Source organism: Pseudoalteromonas sp. P1-13-1a (assembly GCF_001401875.1).
Taxonomy (GTDB): domain Bacteria; phylum Pseudomonadota; class Gammaproteobacteria; order Enterobacterales; family Alteromonadaceae; genus Pseudoalteromonas.
Genome location: NZ_LKDV01000003.1, coordinates 43,966 through 64,181, shown reverse-complemented (window position 1 = coordinate 64,181; position 20,216 = coordinate 43,966). Strand labels below are relative to the sequence as shown.

Sequence of the window (20,216 nt, the reverse complement as noted above, 5' to 3'; positions counted from 1 at the left end):
AGGGCTGTTCATGGGGATTTACCTAAAATTTGTAATAATCTTACAATCAGCAATTTTAGTACCAATGTTAAGCGTGCAGCTTGGCAGACTTTTTGCTCAATAATAGGCTAAAAAGGAGTAGATGATGAGCAAAGCAAAACGAGGGCAACATGCCGAGCAACCAGTACACATTCCAGTTGTCGGCTGGTGGGACATAGCCAAACGCATTTTTAAGCAAATGAGCCAAGATAACTTATCGTTGGTTGCAGCGGGCGTTGCATTTTATGCCTTGCTTGCCATTTTTCCTGCTATTGCTGCCATGGTTTCTGTGTATGCGTACTTTTCATCGCCCACCGATATTAGTGAACACTTGAGTAAAATAGTTACCTTATTACCACAAAGCACCAGCGATTTAATTTTATCGCAGGTCTCGAGCTTAGCTCAAACCTCTAACGCCAGTTTAAGCTTAAGTGCAATTGGTACACTTATTCTAACTATATGGAGTAGCTCCAAAGGCAGTCAGGCGCTGATTACGGCGTGTAATATTAGTTATCATGAATATGAAAAACGCTCATTTTTTCATGCTCAAGTTGTGCGTTTTTTATTTTCGGTAGGGGCTATTTTAGTGGCTATTTTTGCTTTGCTAATTATAGGTATTTTGCCCATAGTACTTAATTTGGTAGGCTTAAAAGAAAGTATAGACTTACTAATAAAGTTAATATCGTGGCCATTACTCGCCTTTATGTTTAACTTTGCATTGGTGCTTTTGTATCGCTATGCACCACACAGAAAACCCGCTAAATGGCGGTGGATCACTCTTGGCTCTTGTATTGCGACTGTATTATGGATTTTAGCCTCAATTGGTTTTTCGTTTTATGTCTCTCACTTTGCAAGCTACAACGAAACCTATGGTTCGTTAGGTGGGGTAGTGATTATGCTAATGTGGCTTTATATAAGTGCCTATATTATTACGCTTGGGGCGGTAATCAATGCGGCAACCGAACAACAAACAGCGAAAGATAGTACCAAAGGCCCCGCTAAAGAACGCGGTAAACGCGGCGCCTATGTAGCTGATCACCTTGATGTAGATGAACCAACAAACTCTTAGTTGTGTTTGTTATTACACAAGCTTATTAAATGCTGAGTAAATGCTTGGCCAACAGGACCTAAACGGTCACTGTCGTTGCACATTAAGTAAAGCTTTAGGAAGCGGGTTGTTCCTTGCTCTAAATTAAGGGGCTTAAGTGTATTGTTTTTAAGGTAGGGTTGAATCTGCGCACTAGGCAACCACGCATAACCAAAGTTTTGGCTAACCATATCGATAGAGTTACGTAAGTGGCTTACTGTCCAGCGCATATCAGCGCCAAGCCAGCCATCGTCGTGGCTGGTGAGAGTGGCTGAATCGCGAACAACTATTTGCCTGTGTAATTTAAGCTCTCTGAAGGTTAGAGGCTCAGTGCGCTGATGTAAGGGGTGGTCAGGGTGCGCAACAGCAATAAATTCTATATCGCACAGGCTATGGCAATTAATACCATAAAGCGCAATAGAGGTTATAGCTAGGTCGACCACTGCATTTGTAAGTAATTCGTTTGCGCCGTTAAGTACGCTCTCTATTAATTCTATTTTTACCAGTGGGTATTGCTCATTAATATGGCGTAGCGCTTGATACAATAAATGCTGCGGAAACACTTCATCTACCGCTATTTTTAATGTGCTTTCAATGCCTTCGCTCAACGTTGCGGCAACCGACTCTATTTTACTGGCTTCGTCTATTAAAAACTCGGCGCGGCGTAATATAAGCTTACCGTTATCGGTTAAATACGCTTTACGGCCTTTTACTTCAAGCAACTTTACTTGTAATGCAGATTCTAACTTTTGTACTGCATGGTGCACGGTTGATTGGCTTTTAAATACTGCGGTGCTAGCACCAGCAAATCCACCATGTTCTACAACAGCTTTAAACATTCTCCATTGCTCGAGTGTTGCCTTTGCCATTTTAAACCTTGTTACTACTTACTATTAATTAAATAACCTGACCGTGTAGATACACTATTTATTGCGTAATGGCTTATTTATTATTGGCAATTACCATTTTTTTGCTGATCAGCAATGACATAAACTCTTTTTTAGGCACGGGCTTTGAAAATAAATAACCTTGTCCGTAGTCGCATCCTGCCTTTAACAGTAGTTGCATTTGTTGCTGCGTTTCAATTCCTTCGGCAATAACTTTAAGACCAAGCTGGTGGGCCATTACAATTATGGCTTCACATAAAGCAAGCTCTTGGCTTCCTGCTTTTATATTGTCAACAAAGCGTTTATCTATTTTTAGGTAATCGGTATCCATTTCTTGCAGGTAAGCAAGTGATGAATAGCCAGTACCAAAGTCATCTAGAGCCAGTTGCATTCCTGATTGCACTAGTGTTTTTAAGCGACTTTGTGTGAGTGGCTCTGGGTTGACCATAAGGCCTTCTGTGATCTCAGCTACTATGGAAGAAGCGGGCAGTTTTGCAGCCTTTAGCATATCGCACCAATCATCAATTCCGCTGTCGGTTGTCGATAGCTGCACAGGCGAAACATTGATACTAATTTGAAATTGCTCACCCATAGTGGTGTTTATTTCTTTTAGGGTGTGTATTGCTTGAGTAAATACAAATTGACCCAGCGCATTTATTTGCCTAGTTTCCTCTGCAAGCGGTATAAATGTCGCCGGCGAGACTAACCCCTTTTTAGGGTGGTGCCAGCGAATAAGCCCTTCGGCTTTGTGAATGTGTAAATCATTTAAGGCCACAATAGGCTGATAAAATAGCTCAAATTGTTCAAGCTCTATGGCGGAGCGTAAATCTTTTAAAAGCTGCATACGCGCTTGTGCGTGAATACGCATATCTTTTGAGAAAAATTCAAACCCGTTACGGCCGTTATTTTTAGCCTTATACATGGCTTGGTCGGCAGCTTTTAATAGCAGCTCTGTGCTTTGGCCATCGTTAGGTGCGCATGCAATACCCATACTGGCGCTGATAAACAGCTCTTCGTCTTCAAGCTGTATGCTTGATGAAAGACTTTGCAATACATTGCTGGCAATTTGGTTTATATGGCGAGCGCTTTTAACTTGATCGTAAACAATTACAAACTCGTCCCCGCCAATACGCGCAACAAAGCTAGCGTTTACTGCTGCTTGAATTATTCGCTGAGAAACTAATTTAAGTAGATTATCACCATAATGATGGCCTAACGTGTCATTAATATCTTTAAAGTGATCAATATCGAGCAACATCACGACAAGTTCGCACGTTTCATCAGTTACATTTTCAAAGCGTTTATTTAAACGCTCTTTAAGCTCTAACCTATTAGGTAGGTCGGTTAAGTGATCAAAGTGAGTTTTTCGCCATATGGTTTCATCGGCTTGTTTTTTTTCTGTTAGGTCGGTAAATATAGCCACCCGGCGAGTAGGCATGTTTTTATCGTCGTAAACGGTATCTATGATCAGAAATTCGGTATAGGTGTCGCCATTCTTTTTGCGATTAATTATCTCACCTTGCCAACGGCCAGTTTCCCTGAGCTCTTCCCACATTTTTTCATAAAATGCTTTTGAATGTTTACCCGACGCTAAAATGCGACTGGTTTTACCAATTGCTTCTTCTTTGCTGTATTGAGTTGTTTCGCAAAACGCAGGGTTTACATCATAAATAACGCCATCAGGGTCTGTAATCATCATCCCTTCACTGCTATTACTGTATACAAGCGACGCTAAATGAAGTGCTTTTTCGTTGACCTTTTTTTGGCTAATATCTCTAAGCACAATAATGTATTCATTATTAGTAAGGGTATTAATTCTTGCTTCGAAAAAGTGCTCTTTAGATTTTTTACTTAATGAAAGCTCGAGTGTTTGCGAGCTCTGCAAACTCCCTAAATGAGAAAGTAATAGCTCGGCACTGGCCTTAGGCAGTACATCAGCTAATTTAAGCGCGGAGCTAGGGTCAACGCTTAGCACAGGGCTAATATGCCCGCCAATATAAAGTACTTCACCTTGGGTGTTTATACGTATGTAGGTATCGGGTAAAGCATTTAATAAGCTCATTAATTCGTTGTGCTTGTTTTTTAATTTTGCCTCTGCAGATAGTCGGGTCTGCGCCATAACAGCAAAACGGTCGTAAAGTGCTTTTAATTCTGGGCTATTGGGCTTTTTAATATGTTTAGGCATAGCACCATCTGCAAGCTCATCAGTGGCTTTAGTTAAATTAGCGATAGGTTTAAATATACTTTGTTTAATTAAACGCCTAGCAAGTAATACTAATAAGGCAATAGCCAATAAAAATGCAAAAATAGTTTTAGCAAAGCTTTCATTAACCTTATTAATAAAATCCTCAACTGAAACAGCTATATGAATGTCTAAATTATTACCATGCCCGTCTTCATATATAACTGAGCGATGAAAAATTTGGTTTTCGCCTTTTGCATTTTTAAATACGGTTAATGAGCTTTTAGCATGAAGTAAATCTACATCGGTAATTTTTTGGCCTAAATCACGTGGTTGATTAGGGTAATTGGCGAGTATTAAGCCGTTAGAGTCGGCAATAACAGCTTTAGCGTTGTTAGGTAATTTAGCTTCGCTTAGTACTATGTTCCACCAGTTCAATGCTATAACAGTAACTAGTGTGCCTTTTAGTTGGTTATTAGAGTCTATAATCGGGTAGGCAAAATTGACACTTTGCGCTTGAATACTCCGGTCGTATTGAAAATACCCCACCGAAAAGCTTTTATTATTAATAGCATTTTGAAAATAAGTACGATCGCTAATATTAATATTCTTACTACGCCCATTTGTTACACACTGAAGGTCGCCGTTTTTATCAACAATACCTATATTTGCAATATTTTTATACAGGGCTTTTATTTCATAAAAGTAGCCAGGGCAGGTCTTAGGGAGCGTGTTACTTTTTGCCGTTTTATCGGCTAAATAAATAGTCACCCGTTTAACATCATCAACCATCGTTTTTTGATGCTGTGTCAATTGCTTAGCTATATTTACTATTCTTTCTTCACTTTTTTCTATAGCAGCATCACGCTCATACCATAGCGTAAATACCGTCACTGCAGCGCCCGGAATGCTAAGCAGGATAAGTAATCTATAGAGCTGGCTTTTAAGCGATGAAGTAAAGATAAGATCTCCTTGGACTTTATGTTCCTAAAAAATGATTGTAGACATAAAAGCTGAAAATAACCATACAAAATATAGGGTTGTATTAAAAAGTTATTATAAATCAGCCCAAGCCTGAGCTTTTAATCATTAAGCCTATTATGCAACATAACCGAATTATCGCCATTATCAAGGTGGCTTCTAAAAATTAGAACGATTTACTCGATTTAAAGACATGGTTGTCTGGTTTTATCAATGTTTTAATAAGCTCATTAATTAATCTACTACAGTATTTTAAATATGAATATAGCAAAAGTGTTAACAGCTTATGCAACACAAGATGGGGATGGTGTAAATATCAGCCGAATACCTGGTTTTGATGGCAAATATCTCGACCCCTTTTTGATGATTGATGAGCTAAAGTCTAATAATGAAAGTGACTATATTGGTGGTTTTCCCCCGCACCCTCATCGTGGCATAGAAACCTTTACATACATTATTAAAGGTGGTTTTGAGCACCAAGATCAAATGGGCAATAAAAAAGCGATCCGCTCTGGCGATGTACAGTGGATGAGTACAGGTAGAGGCGTTATGCACAGTGAAATGCCATTGGCAGATACAAAAGAGGGGCTGCATGGCTTTCAAGTTTGGATCAATATGCCCAGCGACGAAAAAATGCGTGCGCCACGCTATCAAGACACAACACAAAATCCAGCTCCTGTAGTAACTAACAAGCAAGGCGTTATCTTTACTGCACTTGCGGGGAGTTGGCAGTTTGACAATTACACGCTAACGTCGAGTTTGCAAAGCTTAGCGGCCAATGCCGCACTGGCTAATGTTACTCTCCCTATCAATACACGCATACAGTTAGCAAGGCTTAAACAGCGTAAAGTAATGATTTATGTTCATACAGGCGAGCTTATTTCGGGTGATGGGCAAACCTTTAATGCTGGCAAGTTACTTATATTAAATGAAAACAGTGACATTGACGTTTCTTCAAAAAAAGGCGCGGGAATACTTATTTTAGCGGGTAACCCGCTTGAGCAGCCTATTGCACATATGGGCCCGTTTGTAATGACCACGCAAGAGGAAATTAAACAAGCGGTGCGTGATTATCAAAACGGTGAATTTGGCACCATTTAATCGTTAACTGAGGAGGTTATTATGGGTTTATTAGTTGATGGCCAATGGCAAGATAAATGGTACGACACTGACTCGAATAATGGTAAATTTAAACGCGAGGCAGCAAAGCTTCGTAATTGGATCACAAAAGATGGTAGCCCCGGGCCTACAGGAAGCGGCGGATTTAAAGCGCAAGCAAATCGTTACCACTTATATGTTTCCTTAGCATGCCCGTGGGCGCATCGCACACTTATATTTAGACAGCTAAAAGGCCTAAGCGATGTTATTAGCGTATCGGTCGTCAGTCCTGATATGTTAGATAAGGGCTGGAGCTTTGATATAAATAAGCTAAGTAGCGGCGATGATTTATTTAATAGTGAATACTTACATCAAATTTATACTAAGCACGATGTAAATTACAGTGGGCGAGTAACTGTACCTGTACTTTGGGATAAGCAGCAAAATAAAATTGTTAGTAATGAGTCTGCAGATATTATTCGTATGTTTAATAGTGCATTTAACGAGATTACTCATAATCCGGATGACTATTACCCGCAATCACTTCAAGCTGATATTGACGAAATTAACGACCTTGTTTATACCAATATTAATAACGGGGTATATAAAGCGGGTTTTGCAACCACGCAAATAGCATACGAAGATGCATTTACTGCGTTATTTAAAGCACTTGATAAAGTAGAGGACATACTAAGTAAAAATCGTTACCTGATGGGGGGCACATTAACCGAGGCAGATTGGCGTTTATTTACAACACTCATCCGATTTGACAGCGTATATGTAGGGCATTTTAAGTGTAATTTACGCACTATAGAAAGCTACCCAGCGCTCAGTAACTATGTTCGTGAATTATACCAAATAGAGGGAGTGGCCAGTACGGTAGACTTTGAGCATATTAAGCGACATTACTATTTTAGCCACAAAATGATTAATCCAACGCAAGTTATCCCAAAAGGGCCTGCCCTGAACTTTAGCCAAAACCATAACAGATCGTCGTTAGGCTAAGTGCTATTTGAGTACAGCACAATAAGTAGCAATTGCACTCATAAAAAAGCGTGTATGCTTGCAATTGCTGCTATGCAAATAATTTTACTAGCCAGCCGTATTTACGCACAAAACTGTTTTCACTTTTACCTGCCTGCAGCGTTGCACCAGCTAAAAAAGCAGAGGCCAATCCTACCTTAGTCGCTGCAAAACGTTTAAAGCGGTAGTTTATTGCTGCATGGTGCTGGCGCTTTAATGCGTGCTGTAAATCCATTTGTTTATTTAACGTGTCAACGTTCTCATTAGGTTCTTTAATTAGAAAATTAACGAGCATGGTTATTTCCTTAAAGATTTAAAAGTTGCTTAATACTTTTAATCGTTTTACTAAAACCAATTTTGTTGCTTAGGTAAACGGTATTTCGCCAAAGCCAAACTAAACAGATTATCTGCGCGAGTGCAGCCGTAGCAAAACTCAGCCAAACTGAGCCAAATAAATCGTATACACCGTAACCAATTGCACCTAGTAAGCCGGCCCACAACAAAATCAAACCACTGGCAAAGCACCCTAAAAATATAGTGATCAACGCCATTGAACGTAACGACAGCTTCCACTCAGCCTTTGCAAGTTGGTGGGTAAGCTTTCCTTGCGTTTTATAATCCTCCTTGAGCTGGTCAGAGTATTCAATGATCTTTGCTATATGATCCTGCCAATCGTCCTTTTGAGTAGGGTCTTCAGTCGTTTGATTTTGAGCATTACCGTCCGTGGTTGCTGTTGTTTGTGAGCTACTCATTATTTTTACTTACGACGAAATAATGACGTTACAAGCATACCAGCCGCAAAAGCAATACCTGCAGTCGCTAGTGGATTTTCTGAAGCAAAAGCACGCGTTTTAGCGCTGCACTCAGATAATTTTTCACGGGCAATAAGCTGTTTTTCACTTAGCGCTTCTGCAGAGCTTGAAGCACCTTTGCGAACGCTAGATTCAGCAATCGAAGCCTTGCTTGAAAGCGCATCTACCGCATCATGTGCCACAGAGGTTGCCTTTTCTGTAAGCGGAGCTTCACTTTCTTTTTGTTTAAGATCAGGTTTCATGTTTGTTTCAGTATTCGGTTTTGTATTTGTTGCAGTAGCCATAATCAATCCTTAATAAATAAAATAAAAATTTAACTGGTGCTATAGCAGATGCAACGATTAAACCAATTATTAAGAAGTGGGTTAATAGGCTGATTTAGTTGATTTTATTTGTTTTTTGTAGGATGCGGTAGGTTAAATAAAAAGCAGCATGAAGTAAGTATTGCTGCCGTGCTAAGTAAATTTTACATGGCTATAAACTATGGCCTGTTTACCTTTCGAAGTTTAATTTGCAGCAGTCTGTTTGGGATTTAGGCAAGGTAGAGCCTATGTAGTGTGGTTATTCCCCATAAATAGGCGATAACGACGTATAAATGTCAAACAGGCGCTGCCCGAAGGGTTCTGCCTAGGGCAATTTACTCTCTGTTACTCGGTTTTTACTTAGCCCACTAGGTTACAAACCTCACGCCGCGATTAAATGCCCCCTAGATTGAACAAATTATAATCCTTAAAGGTCAACAGGCCCTAGATTCATTTTTTTGTAATTATTCATTGATTATTCAGTAAGCAAATTATGTAAACCAAACGTTATTAGTAACGCTTAAAAAAAATTTTATCTACTACCTCCACTTTTTCCCACGTAATTCAATCGCTTTGCGTAAAGCCTTATTTTTTCTAGCTTAGCGAGACGTTAAAGCTGGTCAGCTTACTTGACAAAAAGGCTTGTCAAGCCCTAAACTGGAGCACTGTGGTAAAAAGTGGTTTTTAGTGGATCTAACTGGATCAAATTAATCGAAACGCGATTACACAATTTAAAAGTAGGCTTTTTATGTTTCGTGGCGCTAGTTCACTGAGCTTGGATGATAAAGGACGTTTTGCGGTACCGACTAAGTACCGAGACGCTTTGCTGTCTGAAGATCAAGGAACGGTAATATGTACCATTGCGCTAAACGAACCGTGTTTATGGTTGTATCCTCTTGCACAGTGGCAAGAAATAGAAAGCCGCTTGTCTAAAATCTCTAATATGAATCCACGTGCTCGCCGAATGCAACGTATGTTGTTAGGTAATGCCACAGAGTATCAACTTGATAAAAATGGTCGGATTTTGCTGGCGCCTTCATTGCGTAGCCACGCAGAACTTGGCAAAAAGATCATGCTAGTTGGTTTAATGAATAAATTTGAAATTTGGGATGAAGCGCGTTGGCACGAACAAATGCGCCAAGACACTGAGCTGGAAAGGCTTGGCGATTTTGAAGCAAACCAAGATTTAGATAATTTCACACTCTAACGGCACTAAAAAAGGCAAACACAAGCTAATGACTGCGCAATTTGAACACGTATCCGTATTAATGGACGAAACCATCGATGCTCTTGCAATTAAGCCAGACGGCATATACATGGATGGTACTTTTGGACGTGGCGGACACTCGGGTCAAATACTTGCTCGCCTTGGAGAACAAGGGCGTTTACAAGCCATTGACCAAGACCCTCAAGCGATAAAATCGGCTGAAAAATTTGCTGATGACAGTCGCTTTGCTATAGCTCACACCCGCTTTTCCAATTTATACGATGTTGCAGAGCAAAACGATCTGTTAGGTAAAGTTGATGGCATTTTGTTAGATATTGGTGTTTCTTCACCTCAACTTGATGACGCAGAGCGTGGCTTTAGCTTTATGAAAGACGGCCCCCTCGATATGCGTATGGACCCAACAAGTGGCCGCAGTGCAGCACAATGGCTGGCCGAAGCTGAACTTGAAGACATTACCCATGTAATTAAAACCTACGGTGAAGAAAAGTTTGGCAAGCGTATAGCCCATAAAGTACTAGAAGTTAGAGAACACACACCCATTACCACAACCAAACAGCTTGCCGATTTAGTCGATGAAGCGGTGCCTGTAAAAGATAAATTTAAACACCCAGCCACACGTACATTTCAGGCAATCAGAATTTACATAAACAGTGAACTGGAAGAAATTCAAACCGCATTGCAAGCCGCTGTAAAAGTTTTAAAGCCGGGTGGGCGTTTAGTGGTGATTTCGTTTCATTCACTTGAAGACAGAATTGTGAAGCAATTTATTAGAAAACAGAGTAAGGGAGAAGCGATACCCAGAGGTCTGCCTTTAACCGACGCACAAATAAATAAAAACCTGACGTTAAAAGCAGTGGGTAAAGCTATTAAACCAAGTGCTGAAGAAATTGAGCGTAATCCACGCTCTCGCAGCTCAGTACTTAGGATTGCACAGAGGCTTGGATGAACACTAAAGCGAATAATCGCCAACCCAATTTATTTTTAGAAATATTAAAAGGCCTAGGAGCTAATAAGCTAACCTCGGCCTTGTTGGTTGTGATATTCGCTTCAAGCCTTGCGGTCGTGCAGGTTACTCACTCTGCTCGTGCGCAGCTAATTAAACAAGATACGCTTTTACAAGAGCGTGATGAACTTGATTTAGAGTGGCGCTATTTACTTGTAGAAGAAGAGTTCTATTCGCAGCATGCGCGCATTGAAGAAGTGGCTACCACACAGCTTGAAATGAAGCGCCCTACCAGTCAGGACGAACAGGTAATAATAATACAATGAGAAATCGCGGCAAAAAGCAGGTCAATAACTTAATCACATGGCGTTTTATGCTGGTATGCACTGTGGTGTTTTTAGTGTTTGTAACACTGGTGTCGCGTGCTGCCTATTTACAAGTTATTGAGCCAGATAAAGCCCGTTCAGAAAGCGATAAACGCACCGTACGCGTTGAAAAACTGCATGTACAACGCGGAATGATCTTCGACCGTCAAGGTAAAGAGCTTGCTGTTAGTGTGCCAGTCGTTAGTGTGTATGCCGATCCTAAAGCATTGCATAAGTCGCTTGTTGCTAAAGTTATAAAACAGGCGCGCAAAAACGGTGAAGATCATAAAACCTTGGCTGAAAATGTAGCCGAGCTAGATAAACGAACTTCAGCATACTACGCAAATGATCTACGCTGGCGTGAGCTGGCAGATGTATTACGTATTGATCCTAACAAAATTAACTCGCGGTTATTAAACGATCCCACCCGTCGATTTGTGTATTTAAAGCGCCAAGTAACCCCTGCTGTTGCCAACTACATTAGCCAATTACGTTTACCTGGTATTCATTTATTAGATGAGTCTAAACGGTATTACCCGGCAGGAGAGGTAACAGCGCACATCATAGGTTTTACAAATATAGATGGAAAAGGCATAGAAGGTATTGAAAAGCTTTACGAAAATGCCTTAACGGGCGAAGAAGGTCGCCGTACTATTCGTAAAGATGCCCAAGGGCGCGAAGTTGAAGTACTTGATGAGCGTGAACGTGTAGAGCCAGAAAACATTCAGCTAAGTATCGATCAGCGCATTCAAGCGATTGCTTATAAAGCAGTTAAATCTGCCGTGCTCACGTATAAAGCGACCTCAGGGTCAGCCATGGTGGTTGATGTTAAAACTGGTGAAGTACTGGCCATGGTAAATAGCCCATCATTTAACCCTAATAACTTAAACGACGCACAACCTCATAAACGTCGTAATCGTGCAATTACCGATTTGTTTGAACCAGGTTCAACCGTTAAGCCACTAGCCATTTTAGCTGGGCTAGACTACGGCGTAATTAAAGCCGACGACACCATTGATACCTACCCAGGTTGGATGCGTTTAGGCGGCAGTTTAGTAAAAGATACCCGTAACCACGGTGAAATGACGCTTCGTGAAATTTTAAAGTACTCATCAAACATGGGCGTGGCTAAAGTAACGCAACAAGTACCTAAAGATTACTTAGTTGGTTTATATCAAAAAGTTGGGTTTGGTAGCGATACGGGCACAGGTATGGTTGGCGAAAGCAGCGGCTTATTTTACCCAAACCGCCGCTGGTCTGATTTTGAAATTGCCACGTTATCGTTTGGCTATGCTATTTCGGTAAGTACGGCGCAAATGGCCCGTTTTTACACCATGTTAGGTGCCGGTGGGATTAATCGCCCACTTACTATTTTAAAGCAAGATGGTGTGCCAGAAGGTGAACGTATTTTTAAACAAAAAGACGTAGAAGCCGTTGTTCACATGATGGAAAGCGTGTTTGAAAAAGACGGTACAGCGCGTAACGTTAAAGTAGATGGCTACCGTGCAGCAGGTAAAACTGGTACATCTAAAAAAGCAGTTGCTGGTGGTTACGGTGATGAATACGTAGGTTATTTTGCAGGTGTAGCGCCGGCAAGTAACCCACGCTTGGCTGTGGTAGTGATGATCAATGAGCCTGGCGGCGATGTGTACTATGGAGGTGCCACCGCAGGCCCTGCATTTGCAGAAATCGTCTCTAACGCATTAAGAATATTAAACGTAGCCCCTGATAAGGAAGAAGTGGCGTACGTAAAAGGTAAAGATAACGATGCGTGATTTAAAGGCTATTTTAAAATACATCGACATAGATGCACCTTCGCAGCTAGTTAAAAATTTACGCCTTGATAGCCGTGATGTAACACCAGGTGATGTATTTGTGGCGATAAAAGGCCATGCACTTGATGGCGGCCAGTTTATTGCCAAAGCAATCGAAAATGGTGCTATAGCCATTATTGCCGATAGACTGTGCGAATTTGACGTTGAATTTGAGCCTCTTTATTTAGTAACAGAGCTTGATAAAAAGCTCCCAGAGCTGGCAAGCCAATTTTATGAAAACCCAAGCCAGTCACTTGATTTAATTGGCGTAACGGGCACTAATGGTAAATCAACAACAACAGCCATGATGGCGCATTTAGCGCAGTTTTGTAGTACAGATTCGGCCATTATAGGCACATTAGGCTATGGCCACCCAGATACACTAACGCCACTTATTAATACCACGCCTTCGGCTGTTGATTTGCAGCACATATTGCATGACTTAAAGCAGCAGCATAAAAAGCTTGTCGCGATGGAGGTTTCATCGCACGGATTAGTGCAGCAGCGCGTGGCTCAATGCCAATTTAAAGCGGCGGTGTTTACTAATTTATCGCGTGATCACCTTGATTACCATGGTGATATGGCAAGTTATGGCGACGCTAAGCTAATGCTTTTTCGCGATTTTGACCCCGAACTTGTGGTACTAAATCAAGACGATGGGCAAGCAGAGCAATGGCTTGAAAAATACAGTTTTAATAACCTTATTTGTTATGGTCGGAAAAATTTAGCGCCGCAAGATGCGCGTTATGTTTATTTTTCTGATGTGGAATACTCTAAAAATGGTATTTCGGCGCAATTGAGCACAAGTTGGGGTGACATTAACGTAACATCGCCTCTATTTGGTGAGTTTAACTTATATAATTTAACGGCAGCACTGGCAACATTGCTAGGGCTCGGTTACCCGCTTGAGCAATTAGCTGCAGGATGCGCACATTTGCACCCTGTAGCAGGGCGTATGCAAGCGTTTAGCGAAGTGAATTTACCTACGTGCGTTGTTGATTACGCTCATACCCCCGATGCACTTGCATTGGCTTTACAGGCATTACAAAAGCATGTGCCTGGTGGGGTTAGCTGTGTTTTTGGCTGTGGCGGCGACAGAGATAAAGGCAAGCGTGCTTTAATGGCACAAGCGGCAGAGCAAAATGCAGATAAGGTGATTGTTACCAGCGACAACCCCCGTTCAGAAAACCCAGATGCTATTTTAGCAGATGTAGCTGCGGGCTTATCGCAGCCTGAAAAAGCCCATTTAGAGGCTGACAGAGCAAAAGCCATTCGCTATGCAATAGAAAATGCAAATGCGGATGACGTAATTTTAATTGCTGGCAAAGGCCACGAGGATTACCAAATTATTGGCGATCAACGTATCGACTTTTGCGATCGCAGTTATGTAAAAGAACAACTAAAAAAAGCAGTAAGAGGGATAACTCAATGATCCCAATGGATTTTGATTGGCTGGCAAATGTGCTAGCAACCGATTATCCAGGTGATAATCTCAATGTAGTAAATATTAATACCGATACCCGCAGTATTTGCGAAGGAGAGGTGTTTTTAGCGTTAAAAGGGCCTAATTTTGATGGCCATAAATTTATTGCTGATGCTAAACAAAAAGGCGCTATTGGCGTTATTGTGCAGCACAAAGTAGATGTAGATATACCGCAGTTTGTTGTTAGCGATACCCGTATTGCATTAGGCAATATAGGTGCAGCAGTTATGGCGCAGGTTAATCCTAAAACCATTGCTATTACGGGCAGCGTAGGTAAAACAACGGTAAAAGAAATGTGCGCTGCGATTTTATCGGTGCATGGAGATGTGCTTGCTACAAAAGGTAATTTTAATAACGATATTGGCGTGCCACTTACGTTATTACGTTTAGAGCCACAGCACCGTTTTGCTGTTATAGAGCTTGGTGCCAACCACTTAGGCGAAATTGCTTATACAACCGCCATGGCAAAACCCGATGTAGCTGTGGTGTGTAATGTCGCTGCTGCGCATTTAGAAGGCTTTGGTAGCCTAATGGGCGTTGCTAAGGCAAAAGGTGAGATTTTTGATGGCCTAAAAGAGGATGGCGTTGCCATTGTTAACTGCGATAGCGAATTTAGCCAGTACTGGCTTGATAAATTAAAAGGGCGCACTGTTAAGTGTTTTTCAAGTACTGAAAAACTTGATATTTGGGCTGAAAATATCAGCCTAGACGAAAACGCTCGCGCGAGCTTTTTATTGTGTACACCAGATCAAAAAGTACCCGTAACGCTTGCTCTTCCAGGTAAGCACAACGTAAGCAATGCGCTTATTGCCGCGGCTTTAACGAGCGAGTTTGACGTATCGCTTGAAGAAATAGCCACAGCACTTGCCACCATGGGGGATGTAAAAGGACGTGTAAATTTAATAAAAGTGAGTGACTCACTCACTGTTATTGATGACACCTATAACGCTAATGTTAAGTCGGTAAAAGCTGCCATTGATTTATTAAGTGATATTCAAGGGCACCGTATTTTCGCACTTGGCGATATGGGAGAGCTTGGTGAAGATGCCAGAACTTACCATCAAGAAGTAGGTGAATACGCCAAACAGCAAGGTATAGATGAGCTGTATACGCTGGGTGTGTTAAGTAAATATGCAAGCGATGTGTTTGATAAGCCAAATCGTCATTTTTCTAATCGCGAAGAAATGCTCAAGCAAATTCAAACCAGTCTTAATAATACAAATAGTAAAACCACACTTGTGGTGAAAGGATCGCGCAGTTCTCGCATGGAATTATTAGTAACCGATTTAGTAAATGGCCAGCAACAAGCCATCAATGGAGTATCATAATGTTAGTTTGGCTGGCAGAGTATTTAACTCAATATTACAGTGGCTTTAATGTTTTTTCGTATTTAACCCTACGCGCCATTTTAGGTATATTAACAGCGTTAATGATGTCGCTTTATTTTGGCCCTAAGCTCATTCGCTCATTACAAAAAATGCAAATTGGCCAAGTAGTGCGTGATGATGGTCCAGAATCTCACTTATCTAAAAAAGGCACTCCTACAATGGGGGGCTTACTCATTTTAGGCGCCATATTTACCAGCACCTTATTATGGGCTGACCTATCGAATAAATACGTATGGGCAACTTTATTTGTAATTGGCTCATTAGGTTTAGTTGGCTTTATAGATGACTACCGTAAAGTAATACGCAAAGACCCTAAAGGACTAATTGCTAAATGGAAGTATTTTTGGCAATCGGTTATTGCTTTAGTGGTTGCAACTGCATTGTATACCACCAGTACACACGCATCAGAAACCTCATTGGTTGTGCCATTTTTTAAAGATGTATTGCCACAGTTAGGCTTGTTATACATTGTGATTACTTATTTTGCATTAGTGGGAACTTCAAACGCGGTAAACCTGACTGATGGCTTAGATGGCCTAGCGATTGTACCTACTATTTTAGTGGCTGCCGCACTGGCCATCATTGCTTATTTGACCGGTAATATTAATTTTTCGGCTTATTTACATATCCCGCATTTACCGCTTGCCAGTGAGCTTGTGGTTGTATGTACCGCTATTGTTGGCGCGGGCTTAGGCTTTTTATGGTTTAACACGTACCCAGCCCAGGTGTTTATGGGCGATGTAGGGTCTTTGGCACTTGGCGGCGCGCTAGGCATAATTGCAATTTTAGTACGCCAAGAATTACTGCTAATTATTATGGGCGGTGTGTTTGTAATGGAGGCCTTATCGGTAATTTTACAGGTTGGCTCATATAAACTACGCGGACAGCGCATTTTTAGAATGGCGCCTATTCATCATCATTACGAGTTAAAAGGTTGGCCAGAGCCACGTGTTATTGTGCGCTTTTGGATTATTTCAATTGTGCTAGTGCTTGCTGGCCTTGCGACATTAAAGATTCGATAAATGCAGTATTTAAACGAGATAAAAAACAAACATATAACAGTGCTCGGACTCGGTGTAACCGGTCTGGGCATTGTACGTTTTTTATTATCTCATGGTTTTGCACCAAAGGTTGTTGATAGCCGTGTTGCGCCACCAGGTGTGGACTGGCTTAGCGAACACGCACCTGAGCTTGATACGCATTTTGGTGACTTAGGGAACGCTACACTTTGTAAAACCGACATGATCATCATAAGCCCTGGGCTTAGCTTAAAAATCCCCGCAATTGCTCAAGCAATAGAGTCAGGCGTTGAGGTCATTGGTGATGTTGAGCTGTTTGCTCGTATAAATACTAAACCCGTTGTTGCTGTCACAGGCTCTAATGGTAAATCAACCGTTGTTACGCTTGCGTATGAAGTGCTTAAAGCTGCAGGTTACAAAGTGGCATTAGGTGGCAATATTGGTACTGCGGTACTTGACTTATTAAACGATGATTTTGATGTTTATGTGCTGGAGCTTTCAAGTTTTCAGCTGGATACTTGCTCGAGCTTAAAACCAATAAGCGCAGCGGTATTAAATATATCTGAAGATCATTTAGATCGTTACGACAGTTACCAAGCCTATATCGACTCTAAATTAAGTATTTATAACAATGCTGAGCTTTTAGTAACAAACGCAGATGACATTCAAACTCAGCCTATTCGCCACTCTTTAGCGCCACAAATGAGTTTTGGCACCGACCAAGGTGATTATCGCTTAGCCCAACATAATAATAAGCTGCACTTTATAGTAAAAGGTGAAGCGTTTTTACCTGTTAGCACGCTTTCGGTAGTTGGTAAGCACAATTACTTAAATACACTGGCGGTAATGGCGTTATTAAGCCCGTTTGATATTAGTAAAGATCAATATACTGCAGCGCTTGGCCAATTTAATGGTTTAGCGCACCGTTGTCAGTTTGTTGGTGAGCAAAATGGGGTCAAATATTTTAACGACTCTAAAGCTACCAATGTGGGTGCTACTATAGCAGCTATAGATAGTTTGGCCTCAGCTCATGAAAACCTAATTGTAATAGCCGGTGGTGATGCCAAAGGCGCTGATTTAAGTGCGTTAACGCCTTATATAAAAAATCATGTAAAAGCACTTGTTTGCTTTGGCAAAGATGCAGATAAACTTGCTGCACTGAGCAGTAAATCGCACTTAGTAAACACAATGCAAGAGGCGGTATCGCTGGCTAAAGTGCTCAGTAAGTGCGGCGATATTGTGTTACTTGCGCCTGCCTGTGCCAGCATTGATATGTATAACAACTACATGCAACGCGGTGATGACTTTGTGCAATGCGTTAAGGAAGGGCTAATATGATTGCCTTTGCCGATTTAAAAGAAACGCTCACTCCAAAACCTTCAGCACAGCTTTATGACGTGCCACTGCTTTATTGCATGCTCATGCTTATAGGTGTGGGTTTTGTAATGGTGACCAGTGCCTCTATGCCTACAGCCGAAAGGCTGTTTGATAACTCATACCATATTACCATTCGCCACAGCCTGTTTTTAGCAATGGCATTTATTTTATTTTGGATTGCCGCCAGTGTCCCTATGGATTGGTGGAAGCGCTCAAACCCGTATTTGTTATTGCTTGGCATGGTGCTGCTTATTGCAGTATTAATTATAGGCCGCGAAGTTAACGGCGCAAAACGTTGGATTCCCATTGGACCTGTTGGTTTTCAGGTGGCTGAGGCCGCCAAATTATACTTTTTCAGTTATATAGCTGGCTACTTGGTAAGAAAGCGTGAAGAAGTACAAGAAAATATTAAAGGCTTTGCAAAGCCTATTGCTGTATTTGCGGTGTATGCCTTACTCATTTTATTGCAGCCCGATTTAGGGACCGTAGTAGTTATGTTTGTAACAACAGTGGGGCTGTTATTTTTGGCCGGCGCGAAGCTGTGGCAGTTTTTTGTACTCATTTTAACGGGCATAGGGCTTGTTGTATTACTGATTATTGTAGAGCCATACAGAATGGCGCGAGTTGTAGGCTTTTTAGACCCTTGGGAAGACCCATTTGGAAAAGGGTATCAGTTAGTGCAGTCGCTTATGGCCTACAGCCAAGGGGGCTGGTTTGGCCAAGGGTTAGGTAACAGCGTTCAAAAGTTACAGTATTTACCCGAGGCTCATAACGACTTTATTTTTGCTGTTATAGGTGAAGAGCTAGGCCTTGTAGGTGTAGCAAGTATTTTATGTGTGTTGGCTGTGTTTGTATTTAGGGCGCTTTTAATAGGTCAGCAAGCGTTAAAGTGTGGCAAAGAATACGAAGGCTATTTTGCGTTTGCTATTGGCATTTGGTTTGCGTTTCAAACCATGGTTAATGTAGGCGCCAGTGCAGGGTTATTACCGACTAAAGGGTTAACCTTGCCGTTTATTTCGTATGGTGGTTCAAGTTTATTAATCATGACGATTGCCACCGGTATTTTACTGCGTGTTGATTTTGAAACTAAAATGGCAACCAAACAAGCCACCTCACGCGGAGGTAAACGATGAGTAAAAAATTAGTAGTTGTGGCTGGTGGTACAGGTGGGCATATATTCCCTGGTATTGCTGTAGCCGATTATTTAAAAGAGCAAGGCTGGCAAGTAAGCTGGATAGGCACGCCAGACAGAATGGAAGCGGATGTTGTACCAAAGCATAACATTGAGATTGATTTTATTAATGTAAAAGGCGTTCGCGGTAATGGTTTAAAGCGTCTTATTAAAGCTCCATTCATGGTACTTAATGCAATATTGCAAGCGCGTAAGGTATTGAAATTTCAGCAACCAGATGTTGTGCTTGCTATGGGCGGCTATGTAACTGGACCAACGGGGATAGCGGCTAAAAGTTTAGGTATCCCACTGGTGATTCATGAGCAAAATGCAGTGGCAGGTATGAGCAACAAATGGTTGGCAAAATTTGCTAACAAAGTACTTGCTGCGTTTCCAAGTGCCTTTGCACCAGGGCAAGCTGAATTAGTCGGTAATCCAGTACGTGCAAGCGTTGCTAATGTCGCTAAACGTGATGTTTCAAGCCCTATAAATATTTTAGTGGTGGGGGGCTCGTTAGGCGCACAAGTGCTTAACCAAACACTGCCAGAGGCATTTAGTTTACTTGCTAAAACAGCGCCAATTAAAGTGTGGCACCAAACAGGTAAAGGCCATATTGAGAGCGTACAAAGCGCGTATGCGCAAAACAACATTGCAGATGAAGACCTAAAAGTTGCTGAATTTATAGATGATATGGACGCCGCCTACGCGTGGGCCGATATTGTTATTTGCCGTGCCGGTGCACTGACTGTTAGTGAAATCGCCGCCGCGGGTAAAATGGCTGTGTTTGTGCCGTTTCCACATGCGGTAGACGATCATCAAACCGCTAACGCAAAGTATTTAGTAACCGCAAGTGGCGCGCTTTTAATGCCTCAGCCCCAGTTTAATAAAGACTCGATAGTTGAGCTATTAACCCCGTATTTGGCAAAGCCTATATTAATTAAACAAATGGCCAGTAATGCTAAGCAGCAAGCCATTTTAGATGCCACAGCAAGCGTTGCCTCGCACTGTGAGCAAGTAACAAATAAGAGAAAATAAGTG

General features: G+C 41.5%; 18 protein-coding genes. 13 read left to right on the top strand and 5 right to left on the bottom strand.

Annotated features, from left to right (window positions below):
• Nucleotides 1-124: 124 nt before the first annotated feature.
• Complete coding sequence (locus tag AN391_RS03890) at nt 125-1,087, top strand: YihY/virulence factor BrkB family protein (RefSeq protein WP_055014185.1); 963 nt, start codon at nt 125-127, stop codon at nt 1,085-1,087.
• Here AN391_RS03890 and AN391_RS03885 read toward each other — a convergent pair.
• Complete coding sequence (locus tag AN391_RS03885; RefSeq protein ID WP_055014184.1) at nt 1,084-1,974, bottom strand: LysR family transcriptional regulator; 891 nt, start codon at nt 1,972-1,974, stop codon at nt 1,084-1,086. The two genes, AN391_RS03890 and AN391_RS03885, sit on opposite strands and share 4 nt — an antisense overlap.
• 73 nt (nt 1,975-2,047) lie before the next feature.
• The gene (locus AN391_RS03880) at nt 2,048-5,068 is read right to left on the bottom strand and encodes an EAL domain-containing protein (protein WP_082429294.1); all 3,021 of its coding nucleotides are present in this window, start codon (nt 5,066-5,068) and stop codon (nt 2,048-2,050) included.
• 345 nt (nt 5,069-5,413) lie between these two features.
• Between AN391_RS03880 and AN391_RS03875 the strand changes: the two genes are divergently transcribed.
• Together AN391_RS03875 and AN391_RS03870 are read left to right on the top strand one after the other, a co-directional pair.
• Nucleotides 5,414-6,256: a pirin family protein gene (locus AN391_RS03875; RefSeq protein ID WP_055014182.1), complete on the top strand. Its 843-nt coding sequence runs from the start codon at nt 5,414-5,416 to the stop codon at nt 6,254-6,256.
• Between the two features lie 21 nt (nt 6,257-6,277).
• Nucleotides 6,278-7,258 carry a glutathione S-transferase family protein gene (locus tag AN391_RS03870; RefSeq protein ID WP_055014181.1) on the top strand — a complete coding sequence of 327 codons (981 nt, stop codon included), beginning with the start codon at nt 6,278-6,280 and terminating at the stop codon, nt 7,256-7,258.
• Nucleotides 7,259-7,328: 70 nt separating this feature from the next.
• On the opposite strand, the gene AN391_RS03865 is transcribed toward AN391_RS03870, so the two are convergent.
• Genes AN391_RS03865 through AN391_RS03855 form a run of 3 tightly spaced genes read right to left on the bottom strand, consistent with a single transcriptional unit; the run spans nt 7,329 to nt 8,372 of the window.
• A complete protein-coding gene (locus AN391_RS03865; protein WP_055014180.1) occupies nt 7,329-7,571 on the bottom strand; it encodes a hypothetical protein in 243 nt (80 codons plus the stop codon).
• 10 nt (nt 7,572-7,581) lie between these two features.
• A complete protein-coding gene (locus tag AN391_RS03860) occupies nt 7,582-8,028 on the bottom strand; it encodes a hypothetical protein (protein ID WP_055014179.1) in 447 nt (148 codons plus the stop codon).
• Between the two features lie 5 nt (nt 8,029-8,033).
• Complete coding sequence (locus AN391_RS03855; RefSeq protein WP_082422669.1) at nt 8,034-8,372, bottom strand: DUF883 domain-containing protein; 339 nt, start codon at nt 8,370-8,372, stop codon at nt 8,034-8,036.
• 766 nt (nt 8,373-9,138) lie between these two features.
• Here AN391_RS03855 and mraZ point away from each other — a divergent pair.
• From mraZ to murG, 10 genes are read left to right on the top strand one after another with little or no spacing between them, the layout of a single operon-like run.
• Nucleotides 9,139-9,597: a division/cell wall cluster transcriptional repressor MraZ gene (gene mraZ, locus AN391_RS03850; RefSeq protein ID WP_004589407.1), complete on the top strand. Its 459-nt coding sequence runs from the start codon at nt 9,139-9,141 to the stop codon at nt 9,595-9,597.
• A gap of 28 nt (nt 9,598-9,625) precedes the next feature.
• Nucleotides 9,626-10,564, top strand: coding sequence for a 16S rRNA (cytosine(1402)-N(4))-methyltransferase RsmH (rsmH, locus tag AN391_RS03845; RefSeq protein ID WP_055014178.1), 939 nt, complete (start codon nt 9,626-9,628; stop codon nt 10,562-10,564).
• Nucleotides 10,561-10,887, top strand: coding sequence for a cell division protein FtsL (ftsL, locus tag AN391_RS03840; RefSeq protein ID WP_055014177.1), 327 nt, complete (start codon nt 10,561-10,563; stop codon nt 10,885-10,887). Before rsmH ends, ftsL begins: the two co-directional genes overlap by 4 nt.
• Nucleotides 10,884-12,701, top strand: coding sequence for a penicillin-binding transpeptidase domain-containing protein (locus AN391_RS03835; protein WP_055014176.1), 1,818 nt, complete (start codon nt 10,884-10,886; stop codon nt 12,699-12,701). Before ftsL ends, AN391_RS03835 begins: the two co-directional genes overlap by 4 nt.
• The gene (murE, locus tag AN391_RS03830) at nt 12,694-14,172 is read left to right on the top strand and encodes a UDP-N-acetylmuramoyl-L-alanyl-D-glutamate--2,6-diaminopimelate ligase (protein ID WP_055014175.1); all 1,479 of its coding nucleotides are present in this window, start codon (nt 12,694-12,696) and stop codon (nt 14,170-14,172) included. The genes AN391_RS03835 and murE overlap by 8 nt, the downstream gene beginning before the upstream one ends.
• Complete coding sequence (gene murF, locus AN391_RS03825) at nt 14,169-15,551, top strand: UDP-N-acetylmuramoyl-tripeptide--D-alanyl-D-alanine ligase (RefSeq protein WP_055014174.1); 1,383 nt, start codon at nt 14,169-14,171, stop codon at nt 15,549-15,551. The genes murE and murF overlap by 4 nt, the downstream gene beginning before the upstream one ends.
• A complete protein-coding gene (gene mraY, locus AN391_RS03820; protein ID WP_055014173.1) occupies nt 15,551-16,633 on the top strand; it encodes a phospho-N-acetylmuramoyl-pentapeptide-transferase in 1,083 nt (360 codons plus the stop codon). The genes murF and mraY overlap by 1 nt, the downstream gene beginning before the upstream one ends.
• A complete protein-coding gene (gene murD, locus AN391_RS03815) occupies nt 16,634-17,968 on the top strand; it encodes a UDP-N-acetylmuramoyl-L-alanine--D-glutamate ligase (protein ID WP_055014172.1) in 1,335 nt (444 codons plus the stop codon).
• Nucleotides 17,965-19,140, top strand: coding sequence for a cell division protein FtsW (gene ftsW / locus AN391_RS03810; RefSeq protein ID WP_055014171.1), 1,176 nt, complete (start codon nt 17,965-17,967; stop codon nt 19,138-19,140). The genes murD and ftsW overlap by 4 nt, the downstream gene beginning before the upstream one ends.
• Complete coding sequence (murG, locus tag AN391_RS03805) at nt 19,137-20,213, top strand: undecaprenyldiphospho-muramoylpentapeptide beta-N-acetylglucosaminyltransferase (protein ID WP_055014170.1); 1,077 nt, start codon at nt 19,137-19,139, stop codon at nt 20,211-20,213. Before ftsW ends, murG begins: the two co-directional genes overlap by 4 nt.
• The last annotated feature ends 3 nt before the right edge of the window (nt 20,214-20,216 follow it).

Bases quoted from the DNA above. Each gene is read 5' to 3' on its own strand.
- mraY (WP_055014173.1), top strand. From the start codon at position 15,551: ATGTTAGTTTGGCTGGCAGAGTATTTAACTCAATATTACAGTGGCTTT.
- murD (WP_055014172.1), top strand. From the start codon at position 16,634: ATGCAGTATTTAAACGAGATAAAAAACAAACATATAACAGTGCTCGGA.
- AN391_RS03865 (WP_055014180.1), bottom strand. From the start codon at position 7,571: ATGCTCGTTAATTTTCTAATTAAAGAACCTAATGAGAACGTTGACACG.
- rsmH (WP_055014178.1), top strand. From the start codon at position 9,626: ATGACTGCGCAATTTGAACACGTATCCGTATTAATGGACGAAACCATC.
- murF (WP_055014174.1), top strand. From the start codon at position 14,169: ATGATCCCAATGGATTTTGATTGGCTGGCAAATGTGCTAGCAACCGAT.
- AN391_RS03885 (WP_055014184.1), bottom strand. From the start codon at position 1,974: ATGGCAAAGGCAACACTCGAGCAATGGAGAATGTTTAAAGCTGTTGTA.
- AN391_RS03860 (WP_055014179.1), bottom strand. From the start codon at position 8,028: ATGAGTAGCTCACAAACAACAGCAACCACGGACGGTAATGCTCAAAAT.
- AN391_RS03870 (WP_055014181.1), top strand. From the start codon at position 6,278: ATGGGTTTATTAGTTGATGGCCAATGGCAAGATAAATGGTACGACACT.
- AN391_RS03875 (WP_055014182.1), top strand. From the start codon at position 5,414: ATGAATATAGCAAAAGTGTTAACAGCTTATGCAACACAAGATGGGGAT.
- murE (WP_055014175.1), top strand. From the start codon at position 12,694: ATGCGTGATTTAAAGGCTATTTTAAAATACATCGACATAGATGCACCT.
- ftsL (WP_055014177.1), top strand. From the start codon at position 10,561: ATGAACACTAAAGCGAATAATCGCCAACCCAATTTATTTTTAGAAATA.
- AN391_RS03855 (WP_082422669.1), bottom strand. From the start codon at position 8,372: ATGGCTACTGCAACAAATACAAAACCGAATACTGAAACAAACATGAAA.
- ftsW (WP_055014171.1), top strand. From the start codon at position 17,965: ATGATTGCCTTTGCCGATTTAAAAGAAACGCTCACTCCAAAACCTTCA.
- mraZ (WP_004589407.1), top strand. From the start codon at position 9,139: ATGTTTCGTGGCGCTAGTTCACTGAGCTTGGATGATAAAGGACGTTTT.
- AN391_RS03835 (WP_055014176.1), top strand. From the start codon at position 10,884: ATGAGAAATCGCGGCAAAAAGCAGGTCAATAACTTAATCACATGGCGT.
- AN391_RS03890 (WP_055014185.1), top strand. From the start codon at position 125: ATGAGCAAAGCAAAACGAGGGCAACATGCCGAGCAACCAGTACACATT.
- murG (WP_055014170.1), top strand. From the start codon at position 19,137: ATGAGTAAAAAATTAGTAGTTGTGGCTGGTGGTACAGGTGGGCATATA.